Source organism: Nguyenibacter sp. L1, assembly GCF_035199985.1.
In the GTDB taxonomy this organism is placed as follows: domain Bacteria; phylum Pseudomonadota; class Alphaproteobacteria; order Acetobacterales; family Acetobacteraceae; genus Gluconacetobacter; species Gluconacetobacter vanlangensis.
On record NZ_CP127015.1, the window covers coordinates 3,396,895 to 3,419,035 of the forward strand.

The window sequence follows — 22,141 nt, forward strand, 5'->3', positions numbered from 1 at the left end:
CGCCTGTCATCGTCAGTGAATAAATCGTGTGTTTCGGCGCAATAGACACGGTTTTCGCCTTGGTTCGAACATAGTTCCGGCGGTGTCGCGCCATATTGTTTCAGGGTGTTTGCTTGTCCTGATCCAGTGTTGTGCGCAGCAACAGAATGTCCTTCCATGCGTCGCGCCGGGCGGCCGCGCTGGCGGTCAATTGAGACGGATGGCGCATCGGCAGGACGGGCAGTTTCTCGGCCGATCCGGGCACGGTCATCGCGCGCCAGCGTCCGCGCAGGCGGGCGATGCCGCCCTGTTCGCCGGTCAGCAGCCGGGTGGGTGTATTGCCCATCAGCAGGACCCGCCGCGGGGCGGCCAGGACGATCAGCCGGTGCAGGAACGGCGCGCAGATCCGCAACTCGGCCGCCGAGGGCGGGCGTTCGCCCGGCGGCCGCCAGGGAATCACCGGCGCCACCAGCATGTCGTCGCGCGTCAGCCCCACGCTGGCCAGCATGCGGTCCAGCAGGGCCCCGCTCTGTCCGGCGAAGGGACGGCCGCTGCGGTCCTCGGCGGCGTCCGGCGGCTCGCCGATCAGCAGCAGGCCGCTCTCGGTCCGTCCCTCGGGCAGGATGGTATGGGTCGCGGTATCGCGCAGGGGGCAGTCGCCGAACGCGGCGATCGCCGCCTGCAGCGCGGCCAGCGTGGGGGCCGCCGCCGCCTGTTGCTGCGCATGCCGCACCGCGCGGTCCAGCACCGTCAGGCCGTCTTCTCCGCCGCCCGTCCGGCCCGGTGTGGCCATAGGGTGGGCTGGGACGCGGGCTGGAGCGGTCGCGGGCGGGATGGCGTGGGCCTGCTGCCCGGCGGGGCGGGGCGCGTCGTCCGGCGGCCGGCGTTCCGGCCCGTGTGCGCGCAGGGGCACCGAGGGCGGCTCCGAGGGCGGCTCCGGGGGTAGCCCCGAGGGTAGCAACGACGGCGGCGGCGGCGCGTTCAGCCAGTCGGTCGGCCGCTCGGCGAAGGCCACGTCCGCGCCCCATTCGACATAGAGCTGCAACAGGGTGAGTGTATCCGTCATCCGGTTATATCCATGATCCGGTTTGGGCAGCCTTCCGCACGGGGTGGGTGTCCCTGGCCGTCGGCCGGGGTGGCGTCCGGGCGGCGTCCGGGGCGGCGTTTGGCAGTTTACCCGACGCAGGGTAGGGTCCGCCATCATGCAGCGTTTTCGCCTCGTATGCACGGCCATGCTGGCCACCGTGATGCCGCTCGCCGTGCCGTTTTCCTTTTGCGGGGCGCGGGCGGCCGCGTCCGTCGCCCCGGTGCCGTTTCCATCGACGCCGCTCTGGCCGGACGGGCTGTCGGGCGCGTTCCTCGTCGGCACCGTCGCGGCGATGGAAGGCGACGATGCCGTCGCGGGCGTGGCGTTCCGCCAGGCCTATCGCCTCGACCCGGCGCGTCCGGTCCTCTTGCAGCAGGCCTTTCTGTATAGCGCGCTGGCCGGCGATTCGGCGGCGGCCGGCTTGGCGGCCCGCCTGCCCGGGCAGTTGATGGCCGAACTGGTGATGGGCGACGACGCGCTGCTGGCGGGGCGCTGGGCGGACGCGCAGGCGCATTACGACCGCGCGCCGCGCAACGCGATGCTGGCGGTCATCCGGCCGATTCTACAGGCCTGGACGCTGCTGGGCAGCGGCGATGCCGGCCGCGCGCTGTCGGTGCTCGATCCCTGGACGGCGGACCGGTCACTGGGCGGGTATTATGCGGTGCATGCCGCGCTGATCGCCGATGCCGCCGGCCTGCATGTCCGGGCCGATGCCTATTTCCGCGCCGCCCTGGCCGCGTCGCCCGGGCATGACCTGTTCTCCACCCGGGCCGTGGGCCATTGGCTGGTCGGTCAGGGCCGCCGGGCCCAGGCCCTGCAACTGGTCGACCGGCTGGCCGTGTCCATCCCCGCCTTGTCCCTAGCCAAAGACGGGATCGTCGCGTCGCTCGCCCGGACGCCCGCCGCCACGCCGCGCCAGGGAATCGCCCAGGCCTATGCTTTCCTGTCCGCCCTGATCGGCCAGGAAGCCGAGCGCCTGCCCGATCCTCCCGGCCAGGACGCGCGGGTGGCGGGGCTGCGTGACCTGCGCATGTTGCTGCTGCGTTTCGCGCTGACCCTGGATCCGGCCTTCGGCCAGGCGCGCCTGATGCTGTCGGCGCTGCAATATGATGCCGGGCAGGCCGCCGCCGCCCGCGACACCATCGCGCAGGCCGCGTCGTCCGATCCGCTGGGGACGGTCATCCGGGTGCAGCAGGCGCGGCTGGACGCGGCCACCGGCAGAGCGGACGACGCCGCGCGCATCCTGCACGACCTGGTCCGGGCCCAGCCCGGGCTATCCCAGCTATGGCAGGTGCTGGGCGACGTGCAGTCGGCGCGCCAGGACTGGCCGGGGGCGATCGAGTCCTACAGCCACGCTGTCGCCGCCCGGGGGCGTCTGTCGGGCGACGACTGGACGCTGCTGTTCGGCCGTGCCGTGGCCCTGGATCGCGCCGATCGCTGGCCCCAGGCGCAGGCGGACCTGCAACATGCGCTGGACCTGGCGCCGAACGAGGCGATCCTGCTGAATTACCTGGGATATTCCTTGGCCGAGCGCGGCAGCAACCTGCCCCGGGCCGAAACCATGCTGCGCCGCGCGGTCGCGATCGACCCGCAGGATGCGGCGATTCGCGACAGTCTGGGCTGGGTCCTGGTGTGCCGGGGCCAGGTGGCCGAAGGGCTCGGCCTGCTGGAACGCGCCGCCGAGCAGACGCCCGAGGACCCGGCGGTCAACTACCACCTGGGCGTCGCCTATTGGAAATCGGGCCGCAAGCTGGAGGCCGTCAATCAATGGCACGTGGCCCAGTTGTTGCCCGCCGAGCCCTCGGACGCGCGAAAGATCCGCGCGGCCCTGGCCGATGCGGCCCGCGAGGGCCATGACGTGTCCGCCGGCCAGGGCCGCGCGGACCGGAAGAAGGACTGAACCGACCGTGATTGGCCCGCTGCACGAATCCGCCCACGCCAAGATCAATCTCTATCTGCATGTCACGGGGCGGCGTCCGGACGGCTATCACCTGCTGGACAGCTTGGTGGTCTTCGCCGACGCGGGCGACGTGCTGAGCCTGCATCCCGCCCAGAGAAGACCGGAGATGGGAAGACCGGAGTTGGGAAGACCGGGGGCGGTCGGCCTGGATATCACCGGCCCGTTCGGTGCCGGCCTGGTCGCCGACGGCGACAGCAACCTGATCCTGCGCGCCGCCCGGCTGCTGCGTGCCGAACTGGACGATACGGATCTGCTGGCGCCGGTGCGGATCGTGCTGGAAAAGAATCTGCCGGTGGCGTCGGGCATCGGCGGCGGTTCGGCCGACGCGGCGGCGGCGCTGCGCCTGCTGCTGCGGGCCTGGCCCGGCCGCGCGCCGACGCGCGAGCGGCTGATGGCCCTGGCCGTCGAACTGGGGGCCGACGTCCCGGTCTGCATCGATCAGCTTCCGGCCCGGATGGGCGGCGTCGGCGAGAGGCTGGGCCCCGCGCCCGCCCTGCCGGCCTGCGGCCTGATGCTGGTCAATTGCGGCGAGGCCGTCGCCACACCGGCGGTCTTTCGCGCGCGCGCGCCGCATTTCACGCCCCCGGCCGCCCTGCCGGCCGCCTGGCACGACGTAGCGGCCATGGTGCGCGACCTGGCGGCCCTGACGAATGATTTGCAGGATGCCGCCTGCATGATCTGCCCGACCATCCGCACGGTGCTGCAGGTGCTGGAGACCGCGCCGGGCTGCCGCCTGGCGCGGATGAGCGGCTCGGGCGCCACCTGCTTCGCCCTGTTCGACACCCCCCAGGCGGCGCGGGACGCCCGGGACGCGGTGCGCCGGCCGGGCTGGTGGGTATGGGCCGGCGGGCTGCATGCGCCGGCCGATCAGCGGGTGACGGCGTGATGCCCCGCTTTTCGGCTGGCCGCTGGATGATGACCTGACCGCCGGAGGGAAGGCGTCAGGCGCGGCGCCGCATGGCCGCCGCCAGCACGCCCAGCCCGGCCGCCAGCGCGGCCCCGGCCAGGACGCTGCGAATCGTGGTGGTGACCAGGATCGGCATGGTCTTGCGCACGTCCAGGTCGAACCGGCCATGCGCGGCATAGGCCCCGGTCACCGGGGCGAACAGATTGTCGGGCGCGTCGGCTTCGGCGGCGTCCTTTTCCAGTTGCCTTGCATAGGCATGGAGCGATTGGCGCCGGTCCATCAGAGACGGGACCAGCAGCCCCGCCGCGCGGCGCCCCAGCCCCGAAAGCCCGACCCGGACATCGCGATGCCGCCCGAACGCGGCGCGGCTGATCGCCTCGGCGGCGATTTCGGGTTCATAGACCGGCGCGGTCGGCTTCAGGCGCTTGCCGGTATGGTTGCGGGTCCAGGAGAAGCGCGGGGTGTTGATCGCCGGCAGATGCACCAGCGCCAGGTGGATCCGGTCGCCGTCGCGCAGGATTTCCGGCCGCAGGCTTTCGGTAAAGGCGCGGATCGCCGCCCTGGCGCCGCTTTCGACCGCGCGCAACGGCAGCGGCAGGGACAGCGCGGCCAGATTGACGATGGTGCCGCAGCCCCGCCGCCGCATGCGGGTCAGCGCGACCTGCGTGCCGTGGACCGTGCCCAGATAGGTGACCTCGGTCGCGCGCCGGATGTCCGCGGGCGGCAGGGTGACGAACTGGCCGCAGACGTCGGCGCCGGCGCAATTCACCCATAGTGTGATGGGGCCCAGGCGGGATTCGATCGATTCGGCGGCGCGGTCCAGGGCGGCCGCGTCGGCGACGTCGGCGGTCACGGCCATGGCGCGGACATGCAGTTCCGCCAGTTCCGCCGCCGCGGCCTCCAGCCGGCCGGAATCGCGGCCGATCAGCGCGACGTCGCATCCGGCGCGGGCCAGGGTGCGGGCCGTGGCGCGGCCGATTCCGGCGCCGGCTCCGGTAATGACGGCGACCTGGTGGGGCATGGCTGGATGGCTCCGGGCTGACGATCACGTGCCCGCCGTGTTTGCGCCGGGATTCGCCGCGCCGCAAGCCGCCTGCCGCCCAGGGCGAGACGCGGCTTCCGAGGCGTGGCTTCAGAGATATTTCAGCGCGACGAAGCCGCCTACCAGAACCAGGCCGAAGGCCGAGGCGACCAGGGTCAGGCGCTGTTCGATGAAGGTCTGGATCGGCGCGCCATAGGCCCGCAGCAGCCCGGCGACCAAAAAGAAGCGCATGCCGCGCGTGACCAGGCTGGCCAGCAGGAAGGGCACGATCGGGAAATGCGCCGCCCCGCTGGCGATGGTCACGATCTTGAACGGGATCGGAGTCAGGCCCTTGACCAGGATGATCCAGACGCCCCAGTGGCGGAACTGCTCCTGCATCGCCGCCAGCCGGCCTTCGGCATGATAGAAATGCACGATCGGCATCGCCACGTGCTGCAGCAGGAAGGCGCCGATATACCAGCCCAGCAGCCCGCCGCAGACGCTGGCCACGGTGCACAGCCCCGCCAGCGCCCAGGCGCGGTCGCGATGCGACAGCACCATCGGGATCAGCAGCACGTCCGGCGGCAGGGGGAAGACGCTGGCCTCGGCGAACGAGACCGCCGCCAGCCACAAGGGCGCATGCGGACTGGCCGCGAGGGTCAGGGCGCGGGCATAAAGTCGATCGAGCATCTCGGGCCGCCTGGTCGGGTGTTCGGTCGGGCGCCGCGGCATGCGGGCACGGGTCTTTGTGGCAATGCCATGCCCGGACCGGCGGCGGCAAGACGCGTCCGACGTGCTGGCGCGATCGTGTGGAAATCGGGCAGCCGGGCATTGGCCGCTGGGGCTTTGACTGCCTTGGGTCGGCGCCGCGTCAGCACACCAGGGTCACGGTGACGCGCAACCCGTGCGGGGAGCGGTTGCCCAGCCGGATATCCCCGCCCAGGCCCCAGATGATGTTGCGCGCGATCGCCAGGCCCAGCCCGGTGCCGCCGGTTTCGCGGTTGCGGCTGGATTCGGCCCGCACGAAGGGTTCGAACATTCGTTCGAGGTCCTCGGGCGGCAGGCCCGGCCCGTCATCCTCGATCAGGATGGTCGTCACCATCTCTCCCCGGGTCTCGCCCGCCTCGGACGGGCGCGGCGGCAGCAGCGTGACCCGCACCCCGTGGCCATAGGTGACGGCGTTGACCACCAGGTTGTTCAATGCGCGCTTCAGGCCGACCGGGCGGGCATGGATCGTCACCGCCGGCGGTTCGGCCCGGAAGCCGATCGCATCGGCGATATCGGGGTGCATTTCCGCCGCCTCGTCCAGGATGGTCTGCAGCAGCGCCGTCAGGTCCAGCTTGCCCATCGGCTCGCGCCGCGACGTGTCCCGGCCGAAGGCCAGGGTGGCCGAGACCATCGATTCCAGCTCGTCCAGGTCCATCAGGAATTTCGCGCGCAGATCGTCATCCTCGATGAATTCCGACCGCAGCTTCAGCCGGGTGATCGGGGTGCGCAGATCATGGCCGATCGCGGTCAGCAGCAGGGTACGGTCGGTCAGGAAGCGCCGGATGCGGCTGGCCATGGTGTTGAAGGCCCGGCCGGCGCGCGCGATTTCCAGCGGTCCGTCCTCGGGCAGCGGCGGCGCGTTCACGTCGCGGCCCAGCGCCTCGGCCGCCGCGGCCAGCGTGCCCACCGGCGCCACCAGCCGCCGCACCCCCCAGACGATCAGGATGCTGCCTGCCACCGTCATCAGCAGGAAGGCGGTGGGAAAGGTCGGCGAGCGGAACGGGTTGGGCGGCGGCATCGTGTAATGGATGGTCAGCCAGCGCGTCTCGTCCGGCAGCAGGAAGGCCACGGCCCGTCCGGGCGTGCCCCGCTGGGCGCTGAACAGCACGTGCCGGGGCCGCAGATGCGGCGGCAGCGGCGGAATGTTCTCACGCGTGCGCATGAAGGCCAGCCACGACATGCGCATCCGGTCCGCCGCCGGGGGGTTGTCCACGGCCTGGTCGATCATGTCGGGTTCGGGTCCGGGACTGAGCGTCGCGCGGAAGCTGGGCGGCAGGTGCAGCGCGTCCAGTTCCGCCGCGCGGTCGGCCGGCGGCGTCTCGACGATCGAACGATAGATCATGCCGACCCGGTTCTGGGTCTCCTGCTGGACCATGCGGCGGTCGAAATCGATCCGGTCCAGCGCATGGATCGTCAGCCCGATCGCCTCGATCACGCCCAGTCCGACGATCAGCAGCAGGCTGGTCCGCGCGGCCAGCGACCGGGGGCGCAGCCAGTCGGCGATCCGCCGCAGCCGGCCGCGCCGCGCCGCGGGGCCGTCGGGCGCGGCGCCGGATGCCGCCGGGGCGGCAGGCTCCATCATGCGCGGCACGCCGCCGGAATCGACCGGGGCATCAATGGCGGAGGCATCAATAGCGCTCGACATCGGATGCCAGGACATAGCCGCCGCCCCGCACCGTCTTGATAAGCTGCGCGTTGCGCCCGTTATCCTCCAGCTTGCGGCGCAGCCGGCTGATCGCCACGTCGATCGCCCGGTCGAACGGCCCCGCCTGACGCCCGCGCAGCAGGTCGAACAGCATGTCGCGGGTCAGCACCCGGTTGGCGCGGTCCAGCAGCGCCATCAGCAGGTCGTATTCCCCGCCGGTCAGCGGCACCTCGGTCCCGTCCGGGTTCAGCAGCCGCCGGCGCGACTGCTCCAGCGTCCAGCCGGAAAAATGCAGGTTCCGCTGCTCGATGACGGTCTTGGACTCGGGCGTCTCGCCGCTGCGGCGGAGCACGGCGCGGATGCGCGCCAGCAATTCGCGGGGATTGAAGGGCTTGGGCACGTAATCGTCGGCCCCCAGTTCCAGCCCGATGATCCGGTCCGTCTCCTCGCCCATGGCGGTCAGCATGATGATCGGCACATTGGCCTGGCTGCGCAGCCAGCGCGCCAGTTCCAGCCCGCTCTCGCCCGGCAGCATCAGGTCCAGGACGATCAACTGGTAATGGCCGGCCTGCCATGCCTTGCGGGTCTCGCGCCCGTCGCGGGCGGTGGTGACGCGGAACTGGTTGCGTTCCAGGAAGCGGGCCAGAAGGTCGCGGATTTCACGATCGTCATCGACGACCAGGATATGCGGCAGAAATTCCATGCCTGTCATCCTATCGCCAAATCGCGGCCGCCGACATCCGGTGTTTCATTCGGTTGCAATGGGGATAGGGGACGAAAAACCGGCGCCGATGCGTCGAAGCCTGTGACAGCACGGCCGAGTTCGTGCAGGTATGGGGCATGGAATCTCGCCCCCTGTCCCCGGCCGTGCGTCCGTCCGGCCGTTTCGTATGTCTGGCGGTCGCGTGCGGCGTGCTGCTGGGCGCCTTTACGCTGCCGGCCAGGCCCGCCGACGCCGCCGGCCCCGCGCTGCCGGCCGGCGGTCCGCCCGGGGCTCTTGTGGGCAATCCGGTCGTCGGGGCCCCGCTGCCGGACGATCTCTTCCTGGGCGACGCGGCGCGCGACATGAATACGGGCGACGAGCCCGAACTGGCGGGGCCCGCCCTGCCGGCCGCGCGGCCGGCGGCGACGCCGGCCCGGCCCGCCGGCGTGACGAGCCTGGCCAACCGGCATCTGGGCAGCCTGATCGATCGCGAGGTCGTGGCGCCCGACGGCAGCCATGTGGGCCAGGTGATCGACGTGCTGCTGGACCAGGACGGCCATCCCGCGGCGGCGGTGGTGGATGTCGGCGGCTTCATGGGGGTGGGCAACCGGCGCGTCGCCATCGCCTGGGACCAGTTCGTGCTGGGCGGCATGACGGAGAAGAGCCCGGTGAAGCTGCGCCTCAGCGCGGCCGAGGTCCGTTCGGCGCCGTCCTATGACGCGTCCTCGATGAACGTGACGGTGGTGCACGGGCCGCCGCCACCGCCGCCGGCCGCTCCGGCCGCCTCGGCGCCGGCCGACGCCGAGCCGCCGCCGGTCTCGGTCGAGGCCCAGCCCCAGCCGGCGCCGCCGCTGCTGCCCGATTCCGCCGGTCAGGGCAGCCGGGGCGACGCGCCGGCCGAAACGCGCCCCGCGTCGCCGCATGCGGGGCTGATGGCGCGATGATCATGGTCCATCCATATCCATACCGTGGCGGGGGGTCTTCCGGCCGGGGTCTTCATGGTCCGGGGTGCGATGCGCCGCGTCCCGGGGGCGGGCCTGCGTGAGGGTGTTTCCACGCAATAGCCAGCGTGGGCTGGACGGGCTGAATTTCTTCGTTGCGAATCTGCAGGCCGCCTTCGGGTCGTTCATCGCCGTCTACCTGACCGGCGCCCACTGGACCCAGGGACAGATCGGCGTGGTGCTGAGCATCGGTTCGGTCACCGCGATGGTCAGTCAGGTGCCGGCCGGCATGCTGGTCGACCGGCTGCGCGACAAGCACCGTGTGGCCGGATTGTCGATCCTGGCCGTGATCTTCTCATGCCTGCTGCTGGCGCTGTTTCCGCAGCAGATGCCGGTCGCGGTGGCGGAAATCCTGCACGGCCTGGCGAGCTGCACGCTCAACCCGGCGATCAGCGCGATCACGCTGGCGGTCGTCGCGACGCAGATCGCCCGCTCGGCCGGCGCCGGCGTCGGCCTGCTGGGCGAGCGGTTCGGCCGCAATGCCAGCTTCGCGGCGGTGGGCAACGCGATCGCCGCCGGCCTGATGGGGGCGGTGGGCTACTGGGTGTCGCCCCAGGCCACGTTCTTCCTCGGCGCCGCCCTGGCGGTGCCGGGATTGCTGGCGCTGATGATGATCGAGCGCACCGAGCCCGCGGCCTCGGTCAATACGGCGGCCCTGGCCGAGGGGGAGCGCGCCCCGCGCGAGATGGGACGGGTCTGGGATCTGCTGCGGGACCGGCGGCTGTTCTCGTTCGCCGTCTGCGTGGCGTTCTTCCATCTTTCCAACGCCGGCATCCTGTCGCTGGCGGCCGGGCAGGTGACGAAGGATGCGGGCAATATCGCCGAAATCGTCATCGCCGCGTGCATCCTGCTGCCGCAACTGGTCGGCGCCGTCTTGTCGCCGCATGTCGGCCGGCTGGCCGAGACGATCGGCCGCCGCCCGGTGATGCTGGTCACTTTCGCGGCCCTGCCGTTGCGCGCCGCCCTGCTGGCCACGACGACCAATCCCTATCTGATCGTGGCGATTCAGCTCCTGGACGGGATCAGTTCGGCGTCGTTCGGGGTCATGATGCCGCTGGTCGCCGCCGACCTGACGCGGGTCAGCGGGCGGTTCAATCTGTGCATGGGCATCCTGGGCCTGGCCATGGGGGCGGGGGCCAGTTTCTCGACCACCCTGGCCGGCACCGTCGCCGACCGTTCGCCGCCGCTGGCGTTCGTGCTGCTGGCGGCGGCGGGGCTGGTCTGCGTGCTGCTGGTCTGGCTGCTGATGGGCGACACCAGGCGCCGGAACGGGGCGCCGGCCGCGTCGCTCAGCGATCCAGCCAGGCGGGAACCGGCAGGTTCCGTTCCCGCAGGAAGGACGGATTGAACAGCTTGGACTGATAGCGGCTGCCGCCGTCCGCCAGGATGGTGACGATCCGGTGGCCCGGGCCGAGGCGCCGCGCCACCCGGATCGCCGCGGCGACATTGATGCCGGACGATCCGCCGACCGACAGGCCCTCATGGATCAGCAGGTCGTAGATCAGGTCCAGGGCCTCGGGGTCGGGCACGCGCTCGGCGTCGTCGATGGCGATGCCGTCCAGGTTGGCGGTCACCCGCGACTGGCCGATCCCTTCGGTGATGGAATTGCCGGCGATGCCCAGGTCGTTGGCCTTCACCCAGCCGTACAGGCCCGATCCCTCGGGGTCGGCCAGGACGATTTGCGGCCGCGCGCGCCCTGCGGCCGCGGCGCAATCGGCCAGGCCCAGCGCCACGCCGGCCAGCGTGCCCCCGGTGCCGCAGGAGCAGGTGAAGGCGTCGATATGCCCGTCCGTCTGGGTCCAGATCTCGCGCCCGGTGGTGGCGCGATGCCCCTCGCGGTTGGCGACGTTGTCGAACTGGTTGGCCCACACGCCGCCGGTCTCCTCGGCCAGGCGGCGCGAGACATGGACGTAGTTGCCCGGATCGCGATAGGGCTTGGCGGGGACCAGGCGCAGATCGGCGCCGATCATGCGCAGGAAATCGATCTTCTCCTGGCTCTGCGTCTCGGGCATCACGATGACCGAGCGATAGCCGCGCGCATTGGCCACCAGGGTCAGGCCGATGCCGGTATTGCCCGCCGTGCCTTCCACCACCGTGCCGCCCGGCTTCAGCAGGCCGCGCCGCTCGGCATCGTCGATGATCGCCAGCGCGGCGCGGTCCTTGACCGAGCCGCCGGGATTCATGAACTCCGCCTTGCCCAGGATCTCGCATCCCGTCAGGTCCGACGCGCGCCTCAGCCGGATCAGCGGCGTATGGCCGATCGCCGCGGTCATGGTGGGCGAGGACGTGGTCCAGCCGACGGAGGACGGGTTTGCACTTTCGGCCATAAGGCAGCACCTTCTCTGCAACTGAGGCGGGATTCGCGCGCTCCGGCGCACAATGTGCATTCTTGCGATGGGAAACAAGATGATCGAGGACGTAACGCCGGCCGATAGCTGGACGGCCCTGAGGGAGCGCGGGCGCGCCCGGCTGGTCGATGTCCGCACCGAGGCGGAATGGATGTTCGTGGGCCTGCCCGACCTGGCCGGCATCGACAAGCAGGTCCTGCCGCTGTCGTGGCAGTATCTGGGCGGTCAGCCCAATCCCCGATTCGTCGAGCAGTTGCGGCAGGCCGGACTGACCGAGGACGACGAGATCTATTTCATCTGCCGGTCGGGCGCGCGCAGCCGGTCCGCGGCCATGGCGGCCCGCATGGCGGGATTCGCCCATGTCTTCAACGTGGCCGACGGATTCGAGGGGCCGCACGACGCGTTGGGCCATCGCGGCGCCGTGGCCGGCTGGAAGGCCGAGGGCCTGCCCTGGCGCCAGGGATAGAGCGGGCCGCGACTAGGCTCCCCGGTCAGGTTGCGCGGTCAGGCGCGCCGTTCAGCCGTGCTTCGGCGGGTCCACCAGGTCCGGCGGCTCGGCATCCGCGTCATAGAGCACCTGCAGCACGGCGCACCACGGATAGCGCGGGTCGTAGCTGTGGCCGGTTGCGTCCGCCAGCCTGCCGTCCGGCCCCACCGGCACGTGCGTCAGGGTGACCGCGTCGTCGACATTGCCGCCGATGATGCTGATCTGGCGGCCGAAGGGCGGGCCATTCTGGTCGGTCGCGACCACGATGCCGCAATGGGCCGGAAACCCGTACTGGGTCGGCAGGTCGGCGAAGCGCACCGATTTGCTGGCGCCGCGCCCGACACAGATCAGGTCGCCCAGCGCCGGGGCATAGGCCGCCGGGTCGCGTGCCCGCACCCCGCTTTCCGTCCCCGCCGCCGCGGCGTTGATATAGGTCGAATGGTTGGGCGAATAGGCGAAGCGGTCATTCGCTCCCGCCACCCGCATGACGTAGGAGATGAAGGCCGCCGACCAGGCATAGAAGCCGTCATGGACGAAATCGGTGATGTGGCCGCCGGCAGTGTGCTTGCCCGTCCAGGCGACCTCGGTTTCCCCGGGGTCCTGGCCGATCCACCAATATTCGCCCACGCGCTGCCACAGGCCGGGCATGCGCTCGGGCTTGACCGACGGGGTCTGCGGGTCGGGCCGCTGTTCGGGGTCGTCGTCATCCACCGGCCGGCCGAACAGCCGCCATTCCCGCATGGCGATCGCCACCACGTCCTGCCGGGTGAAGGGCTCGAAATTGCGGGTGGCGAATTCCGGAACATGCTCGTCCACCGCCAGCGGGCCCTGGCCGTTGGGATATTGGGCTGTCGGCGTGCTGGCCGGATGGGCGGACGGAAGATGCTGGCTGGCGCAGGCGCCCAGCAACAGCAGGGGCGCCATCACGACGGTCTTGCGCGGCATTGTCTCTCCATTCGGCGTGCCCCGTTCAGCGGGCCGGGCACCGCGAGCGGACGGGCCGGCACCCTACCCATAGGGCGCGCGGCCCGGCGGGGGAAGGGTGTCGTTCACCGGAAACCGGGCGGAAGGCGGGCCGCTTCACGAAAACGGCACATAACTAAAACCGTTTTTTATTGAGCCTCCGGCGATATCGGCGTCGAGTGGGGGCGACGGGTTATCCGTCACTTGCATACGAGGGAAAGACTTGGCCGGGGTGGTCTCGCCCCGGTCTTTTTTTTGCTTGCTGCCCATCGCGTCCGTCCGGCGCTGCGTTGCCGGGCCGGAGCGCCGTCCCGGTCCTTGATGGGGACGACAGGGCATTAGTATACGAAGGAGAGAACCATGCCGATGGAAACCCTAGCCATTGCAGGCATTCCCGTTCCCGTTTCGCGAATCGCGCTGGGAACCTGGGCGATCGGCGGCTGGATGTGGGGCGGCCCCGACGATCGGCAGGCCATCGCCACGATCCACGCGGCCCTGGATCTGGGCATCAATCTGATCGATACCGCCCCGGTCTATGGTTTCGGCCATTCCGAGGAAATCGTGGGCCAGGCCCTGGCCGGGCGGCGCGACGCAGTGGCGATCGCCACCAAGGCCGGACTGGACTGGAAGGACGGCAAGCCCTTCCGCAATGCCGCCCCTGCGCGCATCCGCCAGGAAATCGAGGATTCGCTGCGCCGGCTGCGCACCGACCGCATCGACCTGTACCAGGTCCACTGGCCCGACCCCGCGGTGCCGGTCGACGAGACCGCGCGCGAATTGGAACGGCTGCATCGCGAGGGCAAGGTCCTGGCGCTGGGCGTCAGCAATTTCTCGGTCGCGCAGATGGAACAGTTCCGCGCCGTGGCACCCTTGGCCGCGGTCCAGCCGCCCTATAACCTGTTCGAACGCGCGATCGAGGCCGATATCCTGCCCTGGTCGGTCGCGCACGGCCTGGCGGTGCTGGCCTATGGGCCGCTGTGCCGCGGCCTGCTGTCCGGGCGGATGTCGGCCGACACCAGCTTCGATGCCGATGACCTGCGCAGCGTGGACCCCAAATTCCGCGCCCCGCGTTTCGCCCAGTATCTGGCCGCCGTCGCGGCGCTGCAGGATTTCGCGCGGCAGCGTTTCGACCGTTCGGTCCTGGCGCTGGCGGTCCGCTGGGTGCTCGACCAGGGGCCGACCATCGCGCTGTGGGGCGCGCGCAAGCCCGAACAGATCGCGGGAATCGATCAGGCGGTCGGCTGGCATCTGTCGGCCGACGACAAGGCCGAGATCGACCGCATCCTGGCCACCCACGTCACGGACCCGGTGGGGCCGGAATTCATGGCGCCGCCCGGCGGCTGAACGCGGGAAGGCACGGCCGGCGATTGCGGCCGGCCGCGTCAATTGCCGGGCTGGTCGCCCGGCTTCGGGGTCTCGATGCGCTGCCAGGCGCCGCGGCTCTCCATGCAGCGGGCGTAATTCTGGCGCAGCCGCCGGAACTGGTTGCCCCCGCCGCCCGCCTGCAGCGCCGATCCCGACGGCGCGGCGGCAACTGAGGCGTCGGTCTGGCAGAAGGCGTCGTCCGATTTATATTCGGCGCTGTCGCGGTCCAGGGTGGCCTGGTAGCCGCTGACCGAACCATAGACCGTATGTTCCTTGTGCCGGGCCTGCGCCGGATCCGTAAGGCCCGCAAGCGCGGCGAGGATCGCGCCGAAGACCACGCCTGGAACGGCGATGCGAATGGCCGGACGCTGCGGCCGCTTGCGTTCGATGACGGTCATTCTCTCTCCTGGCCGCGTCCCCGTGGCGGTATCCGTTCTATCCCTGCCCGCCACGCGGGTGAAGGGGGCGCCGGGCGTGCGGGGGGAGGGGGGACATTGACCCTTTGCCGGGCTGTCCCCATTATTTTGCCGATATGGGGTCTCCGGCGCAGATCGGAACGGCAGCGGCGTGCCTGCCGGCGTACCCGGGCCAGTGGCAGGGAGATGACGCACCGTCGTGAGCACCGATCCTTATGAGATCCTCGGCCTGTCGCGTACGGCCAGCCAGGACGATATCCGCAAGGCATACCGCAAGCTGGCCAAGAAATGGCATCCGGACCTCAATCCCGGCGACAAGGCGGCCGAAGAGAAGTTCAAGGCGATCGGTACGGCCCACGCGCTGCTGTCGGACCCCGAACAGCGCGCGCGCTTCGACCGGGGCGAGATCGACGCAGCGGGGCAGGAGCGCGGCTGGGCGCCGCCGGGCGGCGGCTATCGCGACCAGGCCGAGGGCGCGCAGGGGTTCCGCTATTCCTCCGGCGGGTTTTCCGAGGATGATCTGGGCGACATATTCGGCTCGATGTTCGGGCAGCAGCGCGGATTCCGCCGCCGGCCACAGGGGCCGACGCGGGGCGAGGACCGCCATTTTTCGCTGACCGTCAGCTTCATCGACGCCGTCAACGGCAGCACGGCCCGTATCACCCTGCCGGGTGGGGGCACGCTGGATGTCCGCATCCCGCCGGGGGTCGAGGACGGCCAGGTCATGCGTCTGCGCGGCAAGGGGGGCGAGGGGCATCAGGGCGCGCCGCCGGGCGATGCGCTGATCACGCTCAGCATCGCCCCCAGCACGCAATATACCCGCGACGGCGACGATATCCGCATGACCCAGCCGATCGGGCTGAAGACCGCCGTGCTGGGCGGCTCGGTCACGATCCCGACGCCGGGCGGCCCGGTGGCGATGAACGTGCCCGCGCACTCCGACAGCGGCCGCGTGCTGCGCCTGCGGGGGCGGGGGGTCAAGGCCCATGCGGGGCGCGAGGCCGGAAATCTCTACGTCACGCTTCAGGTCACGATCGGCCAGCCGGACGCGGCGCTCGAGAAATTCCTGAAATCATGGACGCCTCCCGGCGGGCCGGATGGCGGGGCGGCATGACGATCACGATCGAAACCCTGTGCCTGCGCCTGGGCGGCGTTACGGTCGCGGATATCGAGCATTGGATCGATTCCGCATGGCTGCGGCCCGAGGGTGCGCCGGGCGACTACCGGTTCCATGACATCGACGTGGCGCGGGCGCGGCTGATCGCCGAACTGCGCGCCGATCCGGGCATCGGCGATGACGGCATGGGGGTGGTGCTGTCGCTGCTGGACCAGCTTTATGACGCGCGGCGGCAGATGATCCGCCTGCGCACGGTGCTCGACCAGCCGCAGGCGGCGGACCTGCGTATCCGCCTTGCCGGCCTGCTGGAGCAATGCGTCATCTGACGGAATCGGCCGGCTTGCCCTGCAGCGCGCGGCGCTGATTCTGCAGGTGTCGGCGATGGCGGGCATGGATGGCGCGTACCGCCTCGGACATGGCGGGGCGCGGCCGGCGGGACCGTGCCGCGGGACGGGAAGCCGGGCGGACGGCGGGCGGAGGAGCCATGGAAAGACCTTGAACCTATCTGCGAACCTGCAAGGGCCGCGCGGCGGACCTGCCGGGCGGTGTGATGCAGGATCGCCCAGGCCCGTGTCGGAATTGCGGCGGGGTGTCGCCGGGTGTCGCCGGGGCGGCGGCATGGAAGCGCGGCGCCGGCCTCTGGCCTGGCGCGCCGCTTCGGGCGATAAGGCGTCATGCGCCTGATTCACACGTCAGACTGGCAGATCGGCAAGGTCTTCCGTTTCGCCGATGACGACATCCTGTCCGTCCTGCAGCAGGAAAGGCTGGAGGCGATCGGCCGCATCGGCCGCCTGGCCCGGAGCGAGGGGGCGGACGCGATCCTGGTCGCGGGCGATGTCTATGATTATGCCCGCCCGGCCGAACGGACCCTGCGCCAGCCGGTCGAACGCATGCGGCAATTCCCCGACCTGCGCTGGCACCTGATTCCCGGCAATCACGATTTCCACGAACCGGACGGATTGTGGGACCGTCTGCTGCGGATGGGCCTGCCGGACAATATATCCGTGCATCTCGGCCATGATCCGGCGCCGCTGGATGCGGCGGGCACGGCCTGGATCATTCCCGCCGGGCTGGGGCATCGCCACGTCATTGGCGACCCCACCGCGCGGATGGATGCGGCCCCGACGCCCGAGGGCGCGATTCGCCTGGGCCTGGCCCATGGTTCGGTCCGCGATTTCGGCGACGGCGCGCCCGACCATAACCGGATCGCCATCGACCGCGCCCGGCAGGCCGGCCTGACCTATCTGGCGCTGGGGGACTGGCACGGCGCGGTGCGCATCGATTCGCGGACCTGGTATTCCGGCACGCCGGAAATCGACGGGTTCGACCTGGGCGGCGCGGGCGGCGGCCAGGCGCTGCTGGTCACGCTGGACGGGCCGCGGGCCGAGCCGGCCGTCGCCGTGCATGATGTCGGCCGGTTCCGCTGGGCGCGCGAACAGGCGGTGCTGACCGGCCTGGCCGATATCGACGCGCTGGATGGCCGCCTGCGCGCCATCGACCGGGACGATCCCAGCCGCGTGCTGGTGCGCCTGGCGGTCAGCGGCGCCCTGCGCCTGTCCGAGCTGGAGGCGTACCAGGCGCGGATCGTGGGCGCGCTGGGTTCGGCGCTGCGCCTGTTGCGGATCGACGGCATGCCCGGCCTGGCACCGTCGCCCGACGATCTGGACGCGTTCGGGCCGGCCGGCGCGGTGCGCGCCGCCGCCGACGCCCTGGCCCATCAGGCGCGCGAGGGCGCGGGCGAGGCCGGCGAGATCGCCGCTGCCGCCCTGCAGCGCCTGCATCTTCTGGCCCGCGAGGGCGCGGCATGATCCTGACCGGGCTGGAAGTCGAGCAGGTCCGCCGCTTCGGCGATCCGGTGCGCCTGGCGGGGCTGGGGCCCGGGCTGAACCTGCTGGCCGCGCCGAACGAATCGGGCAAATCGACCCTGCTGGCCGCGCTGCGCGCCGTCTTTTTGCTGCCCCATGGCTCCAAGAGCCGGCCGATCGCCGAGTTGCTACCCTATGGCGGTCGCGGCGCGCCGCGTATCACCGTAGATTTTCTGTGTGACGGCACGGCCTGGCGTCTGGAAAAGCGTTTTTTCGGCCGCCCCTTCGCGGAACTGGTCGGCGACGGCGTCACCCTGCGCGGGGACGAGGCCGAATCGCGCCTGCACGCCCTGATCGGCGTCGAGGCCGGCAAGCGCGGCGCCGAGGCGCTGGGCCTGCTGAACGCGCTGTGGGTCGGGCAGGGGCAGAGCCTGGTGCAGCCCGATTTCTCCGACCCCGCCCGTTCGACCCTGCGTGCATGCCTCGAGGCCGATCTGGGCGCCATGACGGGGGGCGAGGCCGCGCAGAAGATCCTGGCGCGCGTCCAGGCCGATCTTTCGGTCCTGCTGGATGGGCGCGGCAATCCCAAGGGCCGCTATCGCGCCGCGATCGAGGGCGAGCAGGCGGCGGCGGCCGAGCTGGCGCGGCTGGACAGCCGCCGCCAGGTGCTGGAGGACGATCTGGAGGCGATGGAGGCGCTGCGCCGCCGCCTGGCGCATGAGGACGACGCCGACCGGCGCGAGGCGGAACGCGCCGCGCTGGCCGAGGCCAGGCGCCACCGCGACCGGCTGCGCGACCACGATAATCGCCGGCGCGAGGCCCTGGCCCTGCGCGACCATGCGGCCGGCCGCCTGTCCGCCGCCCGGCAGGATGCCGCCCGCCGCGCGGAATGGCAGCGCGAGGGCGCCGCGCAGGCCGCCCGCCTGGATGAACTGACCGCTGCGCTGGATGCCGCCCGCGCGGCGCATGCCCAGGCCCGGGCCGCCCATGCCGCGCGTTTCGCCGCCCTGCAGGACGCCGATGCGCTGCGCCAGGCCGCGCGGCGCCTGCTGGATCGTGCCGCCGGGCGGGTCGAGCGCACCCGTCTGGCGCAGGAACGGCGCGCGGCGGCCGCCGCGCGCGACCGGCTGGACCAGGCGGCGCAGAGCGTCACGCGGGCCGCCGCGCGGCTCGCGGCCTGTACGATCGACGAGCGGAGCATGGCGGCGATCCGCGCGGCCGATCATGCGCTCCAGGCCGTCCGCGCCGCCAGTCAGGCCCGGGCCACCGTGCTGGACGTGGGGTTCGAACCCGGCGGCCAGGGGCGTATCCTGCTGGATGGCCGCGTGCTGGCCGACGGCCGGACGGAACTGACCGACAGCGCCGTGCTGCGCGTCGCCGGGATCGGCACCCTGCGCATCGAACCGGCCAGCCATGGGCGCGAGACGCTGCGCGCCGACCTGGCCGCGGCCGAGGCCGCCCTGCGCGAGCGGTTGCATGAGGCCGGCTGCGCCGACCTGGCGGCGGCCGAGACGGCGATGGCGGAGCGGCGTCAGGCCGAGCTGGCCTTCCAGACGGCGCGCAGCGTGCTGGGCGGGCTGCTGGCCGAAGGGGGCCGGGAGCCCGCCACCGCCCTGGCCGAGGCGACGCGCCGCGTGGCCGAGCTGGATGCGCGTATCGCCCGGCACGCCGCCCAGGCGGGCGAGGACAGCGATGCCGGCGCGGCCGCTGACGATGGCGATCCGGCCGCAGCCCTGGAGACGGCCCGCCAGGCGATGCAGGCGGCCGAGGACCGGCACGCCGCCGCGCAGCAGGCCCTGTTCGCGCCGGACGAGACCTTGCGCCGCGCCGAGGCGGATACCGCCCGGCTGGATGCCGAGGCCCGCGCGGCCCGGGACGCGGCCGGGCGGCTGGCGCGCGACCTGGCCGCCGCCCGCGCGGTGGAACCCGACGACGCGCTGGCGCAGCGCCTGGCCACCGAACAGGACGCGTTGCGCCAGGCCGAGCACGCCGTGCTGCGCATCGAGGAGACGCGCCCCGAAGGGACCGAGGCCCTGGCAGACGCGGCGATCCAGCGGCTGGACCGCATCATCCAGGATGGCCAGTCCCGCCTGACGGCGCTGAAGCAGGACATGGCGGCGCGCGAAGCCCGCATCCGCGCGGCCGAGGGCGACGGGCTGGACGAGCGGATGGCGGCGCAGGAGCGGCTGCGCGATTCCCACGCCGCCGAGCGCGCCGCCTGCGCGCGTGAGGTCGCGGTCCTGCATTGCCTGCGCGATGCGGTCGGCACGGCCGAACGCGCGGCGACCGAACGCTATCTGGCCCCGTTGAGCCGGGCGATCCAGCCGGCGCTGGCGGCCTTGTTCCCCCGCGCGGTGGCGAGCCTGGACCCCGATTTCGCGGTGTCCGGCCTGACGCGGCGCATCGACGAACCCTTTGCCGCGCTGTCGGACGGCACGCGTGAGCAGATCGCCGTGCTGGTCCGGCTGGGACTGGCCGAATTGCTGCAGGCACGCGGCCGTCCGGCCATGCTGGTGCTGGATGATGCGCTGACCTATGCCGATACCGGCCGGCTGCACAGGATGTTCGATATCCTGACCGATGCCGCCACCCGCATGCAGGTCCTGGTCCTGACCTGCCGGACGGAGCTTTTCACCCCGCTTGGGGCCCGCCCGCTTGCGATTGAACCGGTGATGGGCGAATCGGTGACGGGCGAACCGGCGGCGCGCGCGCCGGAATAGCTGGCCGTTTCGTTCACGAATATGTTATCATTAACAATCTTTCGTATACCGGTCATGCCGATGTTATACGGGGCGGCATGCCGCATGCCTGGATCGGGCTTCGGCCGGCCGAAAGACTGAAAAAGATCGAAACAAGAAACGATCGCTTCGGAAACGATCGCCTCGGTATGATGCCCTTTCCGGACGGTGCCCGGCGCCCCCCGTCCGGTTCGTTTGTAGATGGATCCGAATGACCCGCACCTTGTTCGGGACGGCGCTGCTGCTGTCCGTTTCCAGCCTTACCCTGTCCCACGCCTATGCCCAGGCGGCGCAGCCAGTTGTCCAGGCGGCGCAGCCATCTGTCCAAACGGCGCAGCCAGGTGTCCAAGCGGTGCAGCCGGTCGTTCGGTCGGCGCAGCCGGGGGGCCAGCCGGCTGCGCGGCCGATGACGGTCGGGGGATATGCCAACCGCGTGCCGGCGCGGGTCGTGACGCCGGCGCAGCCCGCCCCGGCGGGCGCCACCGCCGCTTCGTCCGGACAGGGCGGCTTCTTTCCGGCCAGCTATGACGACTGGATCCGCGGCAGCACCATGACGGGCGATTGGGGTGGCGCGCGCACCAACCTGGAAAATCACGGCGTGCATCTTCAGGGCCATTACCTGGAAGACGCGGCGGGCAACCCGGTGGGCGGCAAATATGCGGGCGTGCGCTACGCGCATGAATTCGGCATCGGTGCCGATATCGACCTGGCCAGGCTGATCCATCACGACCTGGGCATCTTCCATATCCTGATCACCGAGCGCGCGGGCCTCAGCCTGGCGAACGGGCCTCTGGGCGGCGCGGTCGATTCGGTGCAGCAGATCTTCGGTTCGGGCGAGACGGTGCGCCTGACGCGCCTGTCGCTGGAAAAGCACTTCAATCCCTATGTCTGGATGGAAGCGGGCTGGATCAACACCGAAAATGATTTCGGCCAGTCGACCCAGCATTGGGGCATGTCGCTGTACTGCCAGTTCCAGACCAACGCGATCTGCGGCATGCCGCAGGGCATCGCGATGAACAGCGGCTACGGCTTCTATCCCACGGCCCATCCGGGCGCGTGGATCAAGCTGTTTCCCGCCGGGAACGACCATTACCTGGTCTCGGCCGGGATCTATAACGTCGACAATACGATCGTGAACACCCATAACGGCTTCAAGCTGGGCCTGGGGGATTCGACCGGCACCTACCTGCCCTTCCAGTTGGGCTGGCATCACGGCAACGATTACCACGGCGAATACGAAGGCAACATCAAGGTCGGCGGCTACTGGGACACGTCCGAAGTGGCGATCGTGACCACCAAGATCGGCGGCTATCAGCCCAAGAACGTCGATCTGCTGGACCTGCCCACCGACCAGGTCCGCGGCCGCTTCGGCGGCTGGGTGGAAGCCGACCAGATGATCCAGCGCGACGGTCCGGGCAGCAGCCGCGGCACCGTGCTGTTCGGCTCGTTCGTCTGGGGTGATCCCCGGACCGCGCTGACGCCCTATTTCGCGACCTGGGGCCTGGTCCGCAAAGGCACGTTCGTCGACCGGCCGAACGATACGATCAGCTTCGGCGGCAAGATCGCGGTGCTGAACCCGAAACTGGCCGAATATGCCGAGACGCTGCAGCAGCAGGGGCAGAAGGCGCTGCGCCCGTCCAACGAGCCGGGCATCGAGCTGAATTACGGCTGGCGTCCGACGCCGTGGGCCACGCTGCGCCCCGGCCTGCAATATGTCTGGCATCCGGGCGGAACCAACCGTTATGCCAACGCGCTGATCATCGACATGGAAACCGGCCTGACCTTCTGACGGGCGGGTCCGGGGCCGCCGCCGGCCCCGGTTGACGGCGGA

Annotated in this window: 20 protein-coding genes; 11 read left to right on the plus strand and 9 right to left on the minus strand. The window is 71.0% G+C overall.

The features are described from left to right. Positions 1-100: 100 nt before the first annotated feature. A complete protein-coding gene (locus QN315_RS15260) occupies positions 101-1,045 on the minus strand; it encodes a uracil-DNA glycosylase (protein WP_323990166.1) in 945 nt (314 codons plus the stop codon). A gap of 136 nt (positions 1,046-1,181) precedes the next feature. On the opposite strand from QN315_RS15260, the gene QN315_RS15265 reads away from it, so the two are divergent. Together QN315_RS15265 and QN315_RS15270 are read left to right on the plus strand one after the other, a co-directional pair. Then, positions 1,182-2,966, plus strand: coding sequence for a tetratricopeptide repeat protein (locus tag QN315_RS15265; protein ID WP_323990167.1), 1,785 nt, complete (start codon positions 1,182-1,184; stop codon positions 2,964-2,966). Further along, a complete protein-coding gene (locus QN315_RS15270; RefSeq protein WP_323990168.1) occupies positions 2,920-3,912 on the plus strand; it encodes a 4-(cytidine 5'-diphospho)-2-C-methyl-D-erythritol kinase in 993 nt (330 codons plus the stop codon). The genes QN315_RS15265 and QN315_RS15270 overlap by 47 nt, the downstream gene beginning before the upstream one ends. A 55-nt stretch (positions 3,913-3,967) precedes the next feature. Here the strand turns inward: QN315_RS15270 and QN315_RS15275 are convergent, their stop codons facing one another. From QN315_RS15275 to QN315_RS15290, 4 genes are all read right to left on the minus strand, one after another. Beyond that, positions 3,968-4,954: an SDR family oxidoreductase gene (locus tag QN315_RS15275; protein ID WP_323990171.1), complete on the minus strand. Its 987-nt coding sequence runs from the start codon at positions 4,952-4,954 to the stop codon at positions 3,968-3,970. Positions 4,955-5,065: 111 nt separating this feature from the next. After that, positions 5,066-5,644 (minus strand): YqaA family protein, encoded by a 579-nt coding sequence (locus QN315_RS15280; RefSeq protein ID WP_176641337.1) that lies wholly within the window; start codon positions 5,642-5,644, stop codon positions 5,066-5,068. Positions 5,645-5,825: 181 nt separating this feature from the next. Beyond that, the gene (locus QN315_RS15285) at positions 5,826-7,382 is read right to left on the minus strand and encodes an ATP-binding protein (RefSeq protein WP_323990172.1); all 1,557 of its coding nucleotides are present in this window, start codon (positions 7,380-7,382) and stop codon (positions 5,826-5,828) included. After that, the gene (locus QN315_RS15290; protein ID WP_323990174.1) at positions 7,351-8,070 is read right to left on the minus strand and encodes a response regulator; all 720 of its coding nucleotides are present in this window, start codon (positions 8,068-8,070) and stop codon (positions 7,351-7,353) included. Before QN315_RS15290 ends, QN315_RS15285 begins: the two co-directional genes overlap by 32 nt. 137 nt (positions 8,071-8,207) lie before the next feature. Here QN315_RS15290 and QN315_RS15295 point away from each other — a divergent pair, with 137 nt between their 5' ends. Both QN315_RS15295 and QN315_RS15300 read left to right on the plus strand, forming a co-directional pair. Beyond that, positions 8,208-9,014, plus strand: coding sequence for a PRC-barrel domain-containing protein (locus tag QN315_RS15295; RefSeq protein ID WP_323990175.1), 807 nt, complete (start codon positions 8,208-8,210; stop codon positions 9,012-9,014). A gap of 103 nt (positions 9,015-9,117) precedes the next feature. Next, entirely contained in the window at positions 9,118-10,419 is a 1,302-nt protein-coding gene (locus QN315_RS15300; protein WP_323990177.1) for an MFS transporter, read from the plus strand. On the opposite strand, the gene QN315_RS15305 is transcribed toward QN315_RS15300, so the two are convergent. After that, positions 10,361-11,398 (minus strand): cysteine synthase A, encoded by a 1,038-nt coding sequence (locus tag QN315_RS15305; RefSeq protein WP_323990178.1) that lies wholly within the window; start codon positions 11,396-11,398, stop codon positions 10,361-10,363. The genes QN315_RS15300 and QN315_RS15305 overlap by 59 nt on opposite strands. Positions 11,399-11,477: 79 nt before the next feature. Here QN315_RS15305 and QN315_RS15310 point away from each other — a divergent pair, with 79 nt between their 5' ends. After that, positions 11,478-11,885 (plus strand): rhodanese-like domain-containing protein, encoded by a 408-nt coding sequence (locus QN315_RS15310; protein WP_323990179.1) that lies wholly within the window; start codon positions 11,478-11,480, stop codon positions 11,883-11,885. Positions 11,886-11,936: 51 nt separating this feature from the next. On the opposite strand, the gene QN315_RS15315 is transcribed toward QN315_RS15310, so the two are convergent. Further along, complete coding sequence (locus QN315_RS15315) at positions 11,937-12,851, minus strand: DUF2272 domain-containing protein (protein WP_323990181.1); 915 nt, start codon at positions 12,849-12,851, stop codon at positions 11,937-11,939. Between the two features lie 135 nt (positions 12,852-12,986). Then, positions 12,987-13,139, minus strand: a complete 153-nt coding sequence (locus QN315_RS15320) for a hypothetical protein (protein WP_176640641.1) — start codon at positions 13,137-13,139, stop codon at positions 12,987-12,989. Between the two features lie 90 nt (positions 13,140-13,229). On the opposite strand from QN315_RS15320, the gene QN315_RS15325 reads away from it, so the two are divergent. Next, positions 13,230-14,213 (plus strand): aldo/keto reductase, encoded by a 984-nt coding sequence (locus QN315_RS15325; protein WP_323990183.1) that lies wholly within the window; start codon positions 13,230-13,232, stop codon positions 14,211-14,213. Between the two features lie 38 nt (positions 14,214-14,251). Here the strand turns inward: QN315_RS15325 and QN315_RS15330 are convergent, their stop codons facing one another. Continuing rightward, positions 14,252-14,632, minus strand: a complete 381-nt coding sequence (locus QN315_RS15330) for a hypothetical protein (protein ID WP_323990184.1) — start codon at positions 14,630-14,632, stop codon at positions 14,252-14,254. A 217-nt stretch (positions 14,633-14,849) separates the two neighbouring features. Here QN315_RS15330 and QN315_RS15335 point away from each other — a divergent pair, with 217 nt between their 5' ends. The 5 genes from QN315_RS15335 (at position 14,850) to QN315_RS15355 (ending at position 22,099) form a co-directional block, all read left to right on the plus strand. Continuing rightward, positions 14,850-15,764: a J domain-containing protein gene (locus QN315_RS15335; RefSeq protein WP_323990185.1), complete on the plus strand. Its 915-nt coding sequence runs from the start codon at positions 14,850-14,852 to the stop codon at positions 15,762-15,764. Further along, positions 15,761-16,093: a hypothetical protein gene (locus QN315_RS15340; protein ID WP_323990187.1), complete on the plus strand. Its 333-nt coding sequence runs from the start codon at positions 15,761-15,763 to the stop codon at positions 16,091-16,093. Before QN315_RS15335 ends, QN315_RS15340 begins: the two co-directional genes overlap by 4 nt. Positions 16,094-16,441: 348 nt before the next feature. Continuing rightward, positions 16,442-17,575 carry a DNA repair exonuclease gene (locus QN315_RS15345; protein ID WP_323990188.1) on the plus strand — a complete coding sequence of 378 codons (1,134 nt, stop codon included), beginning with the start codon at positions 16,442-16,444 and terminating at the stop codon, positions 17,573-17,575. Next, positions 17,572-20,292, plus strand: coding sequence for a hypothetical protein (locus QN315_RS15350; protein ID WP_323990189.1), 2,721 nt, complete (start codon positions 17,572-17,574; stop codon positions 20,290-20,292). The genes QN315_RS15345 and QN315_RS15350 overlap by 4 nt, the downstream gene beginning before the upstream one ends. Positions 20,293-20,521: 229 nt before the next feature. Further along, complete coding sequence (locus QN315_RS15355) at positions 20,522-22,099, plus strand: carbohydrate porin (RefSeq protein WP_323990190.1); 1,578 nt, start codon at positions 20,522-20,524, stop codon at positions 22,097-22,099. The last annotated feature ends 42 nt before the right edge of the window (positions 22,100-22,141 follow it).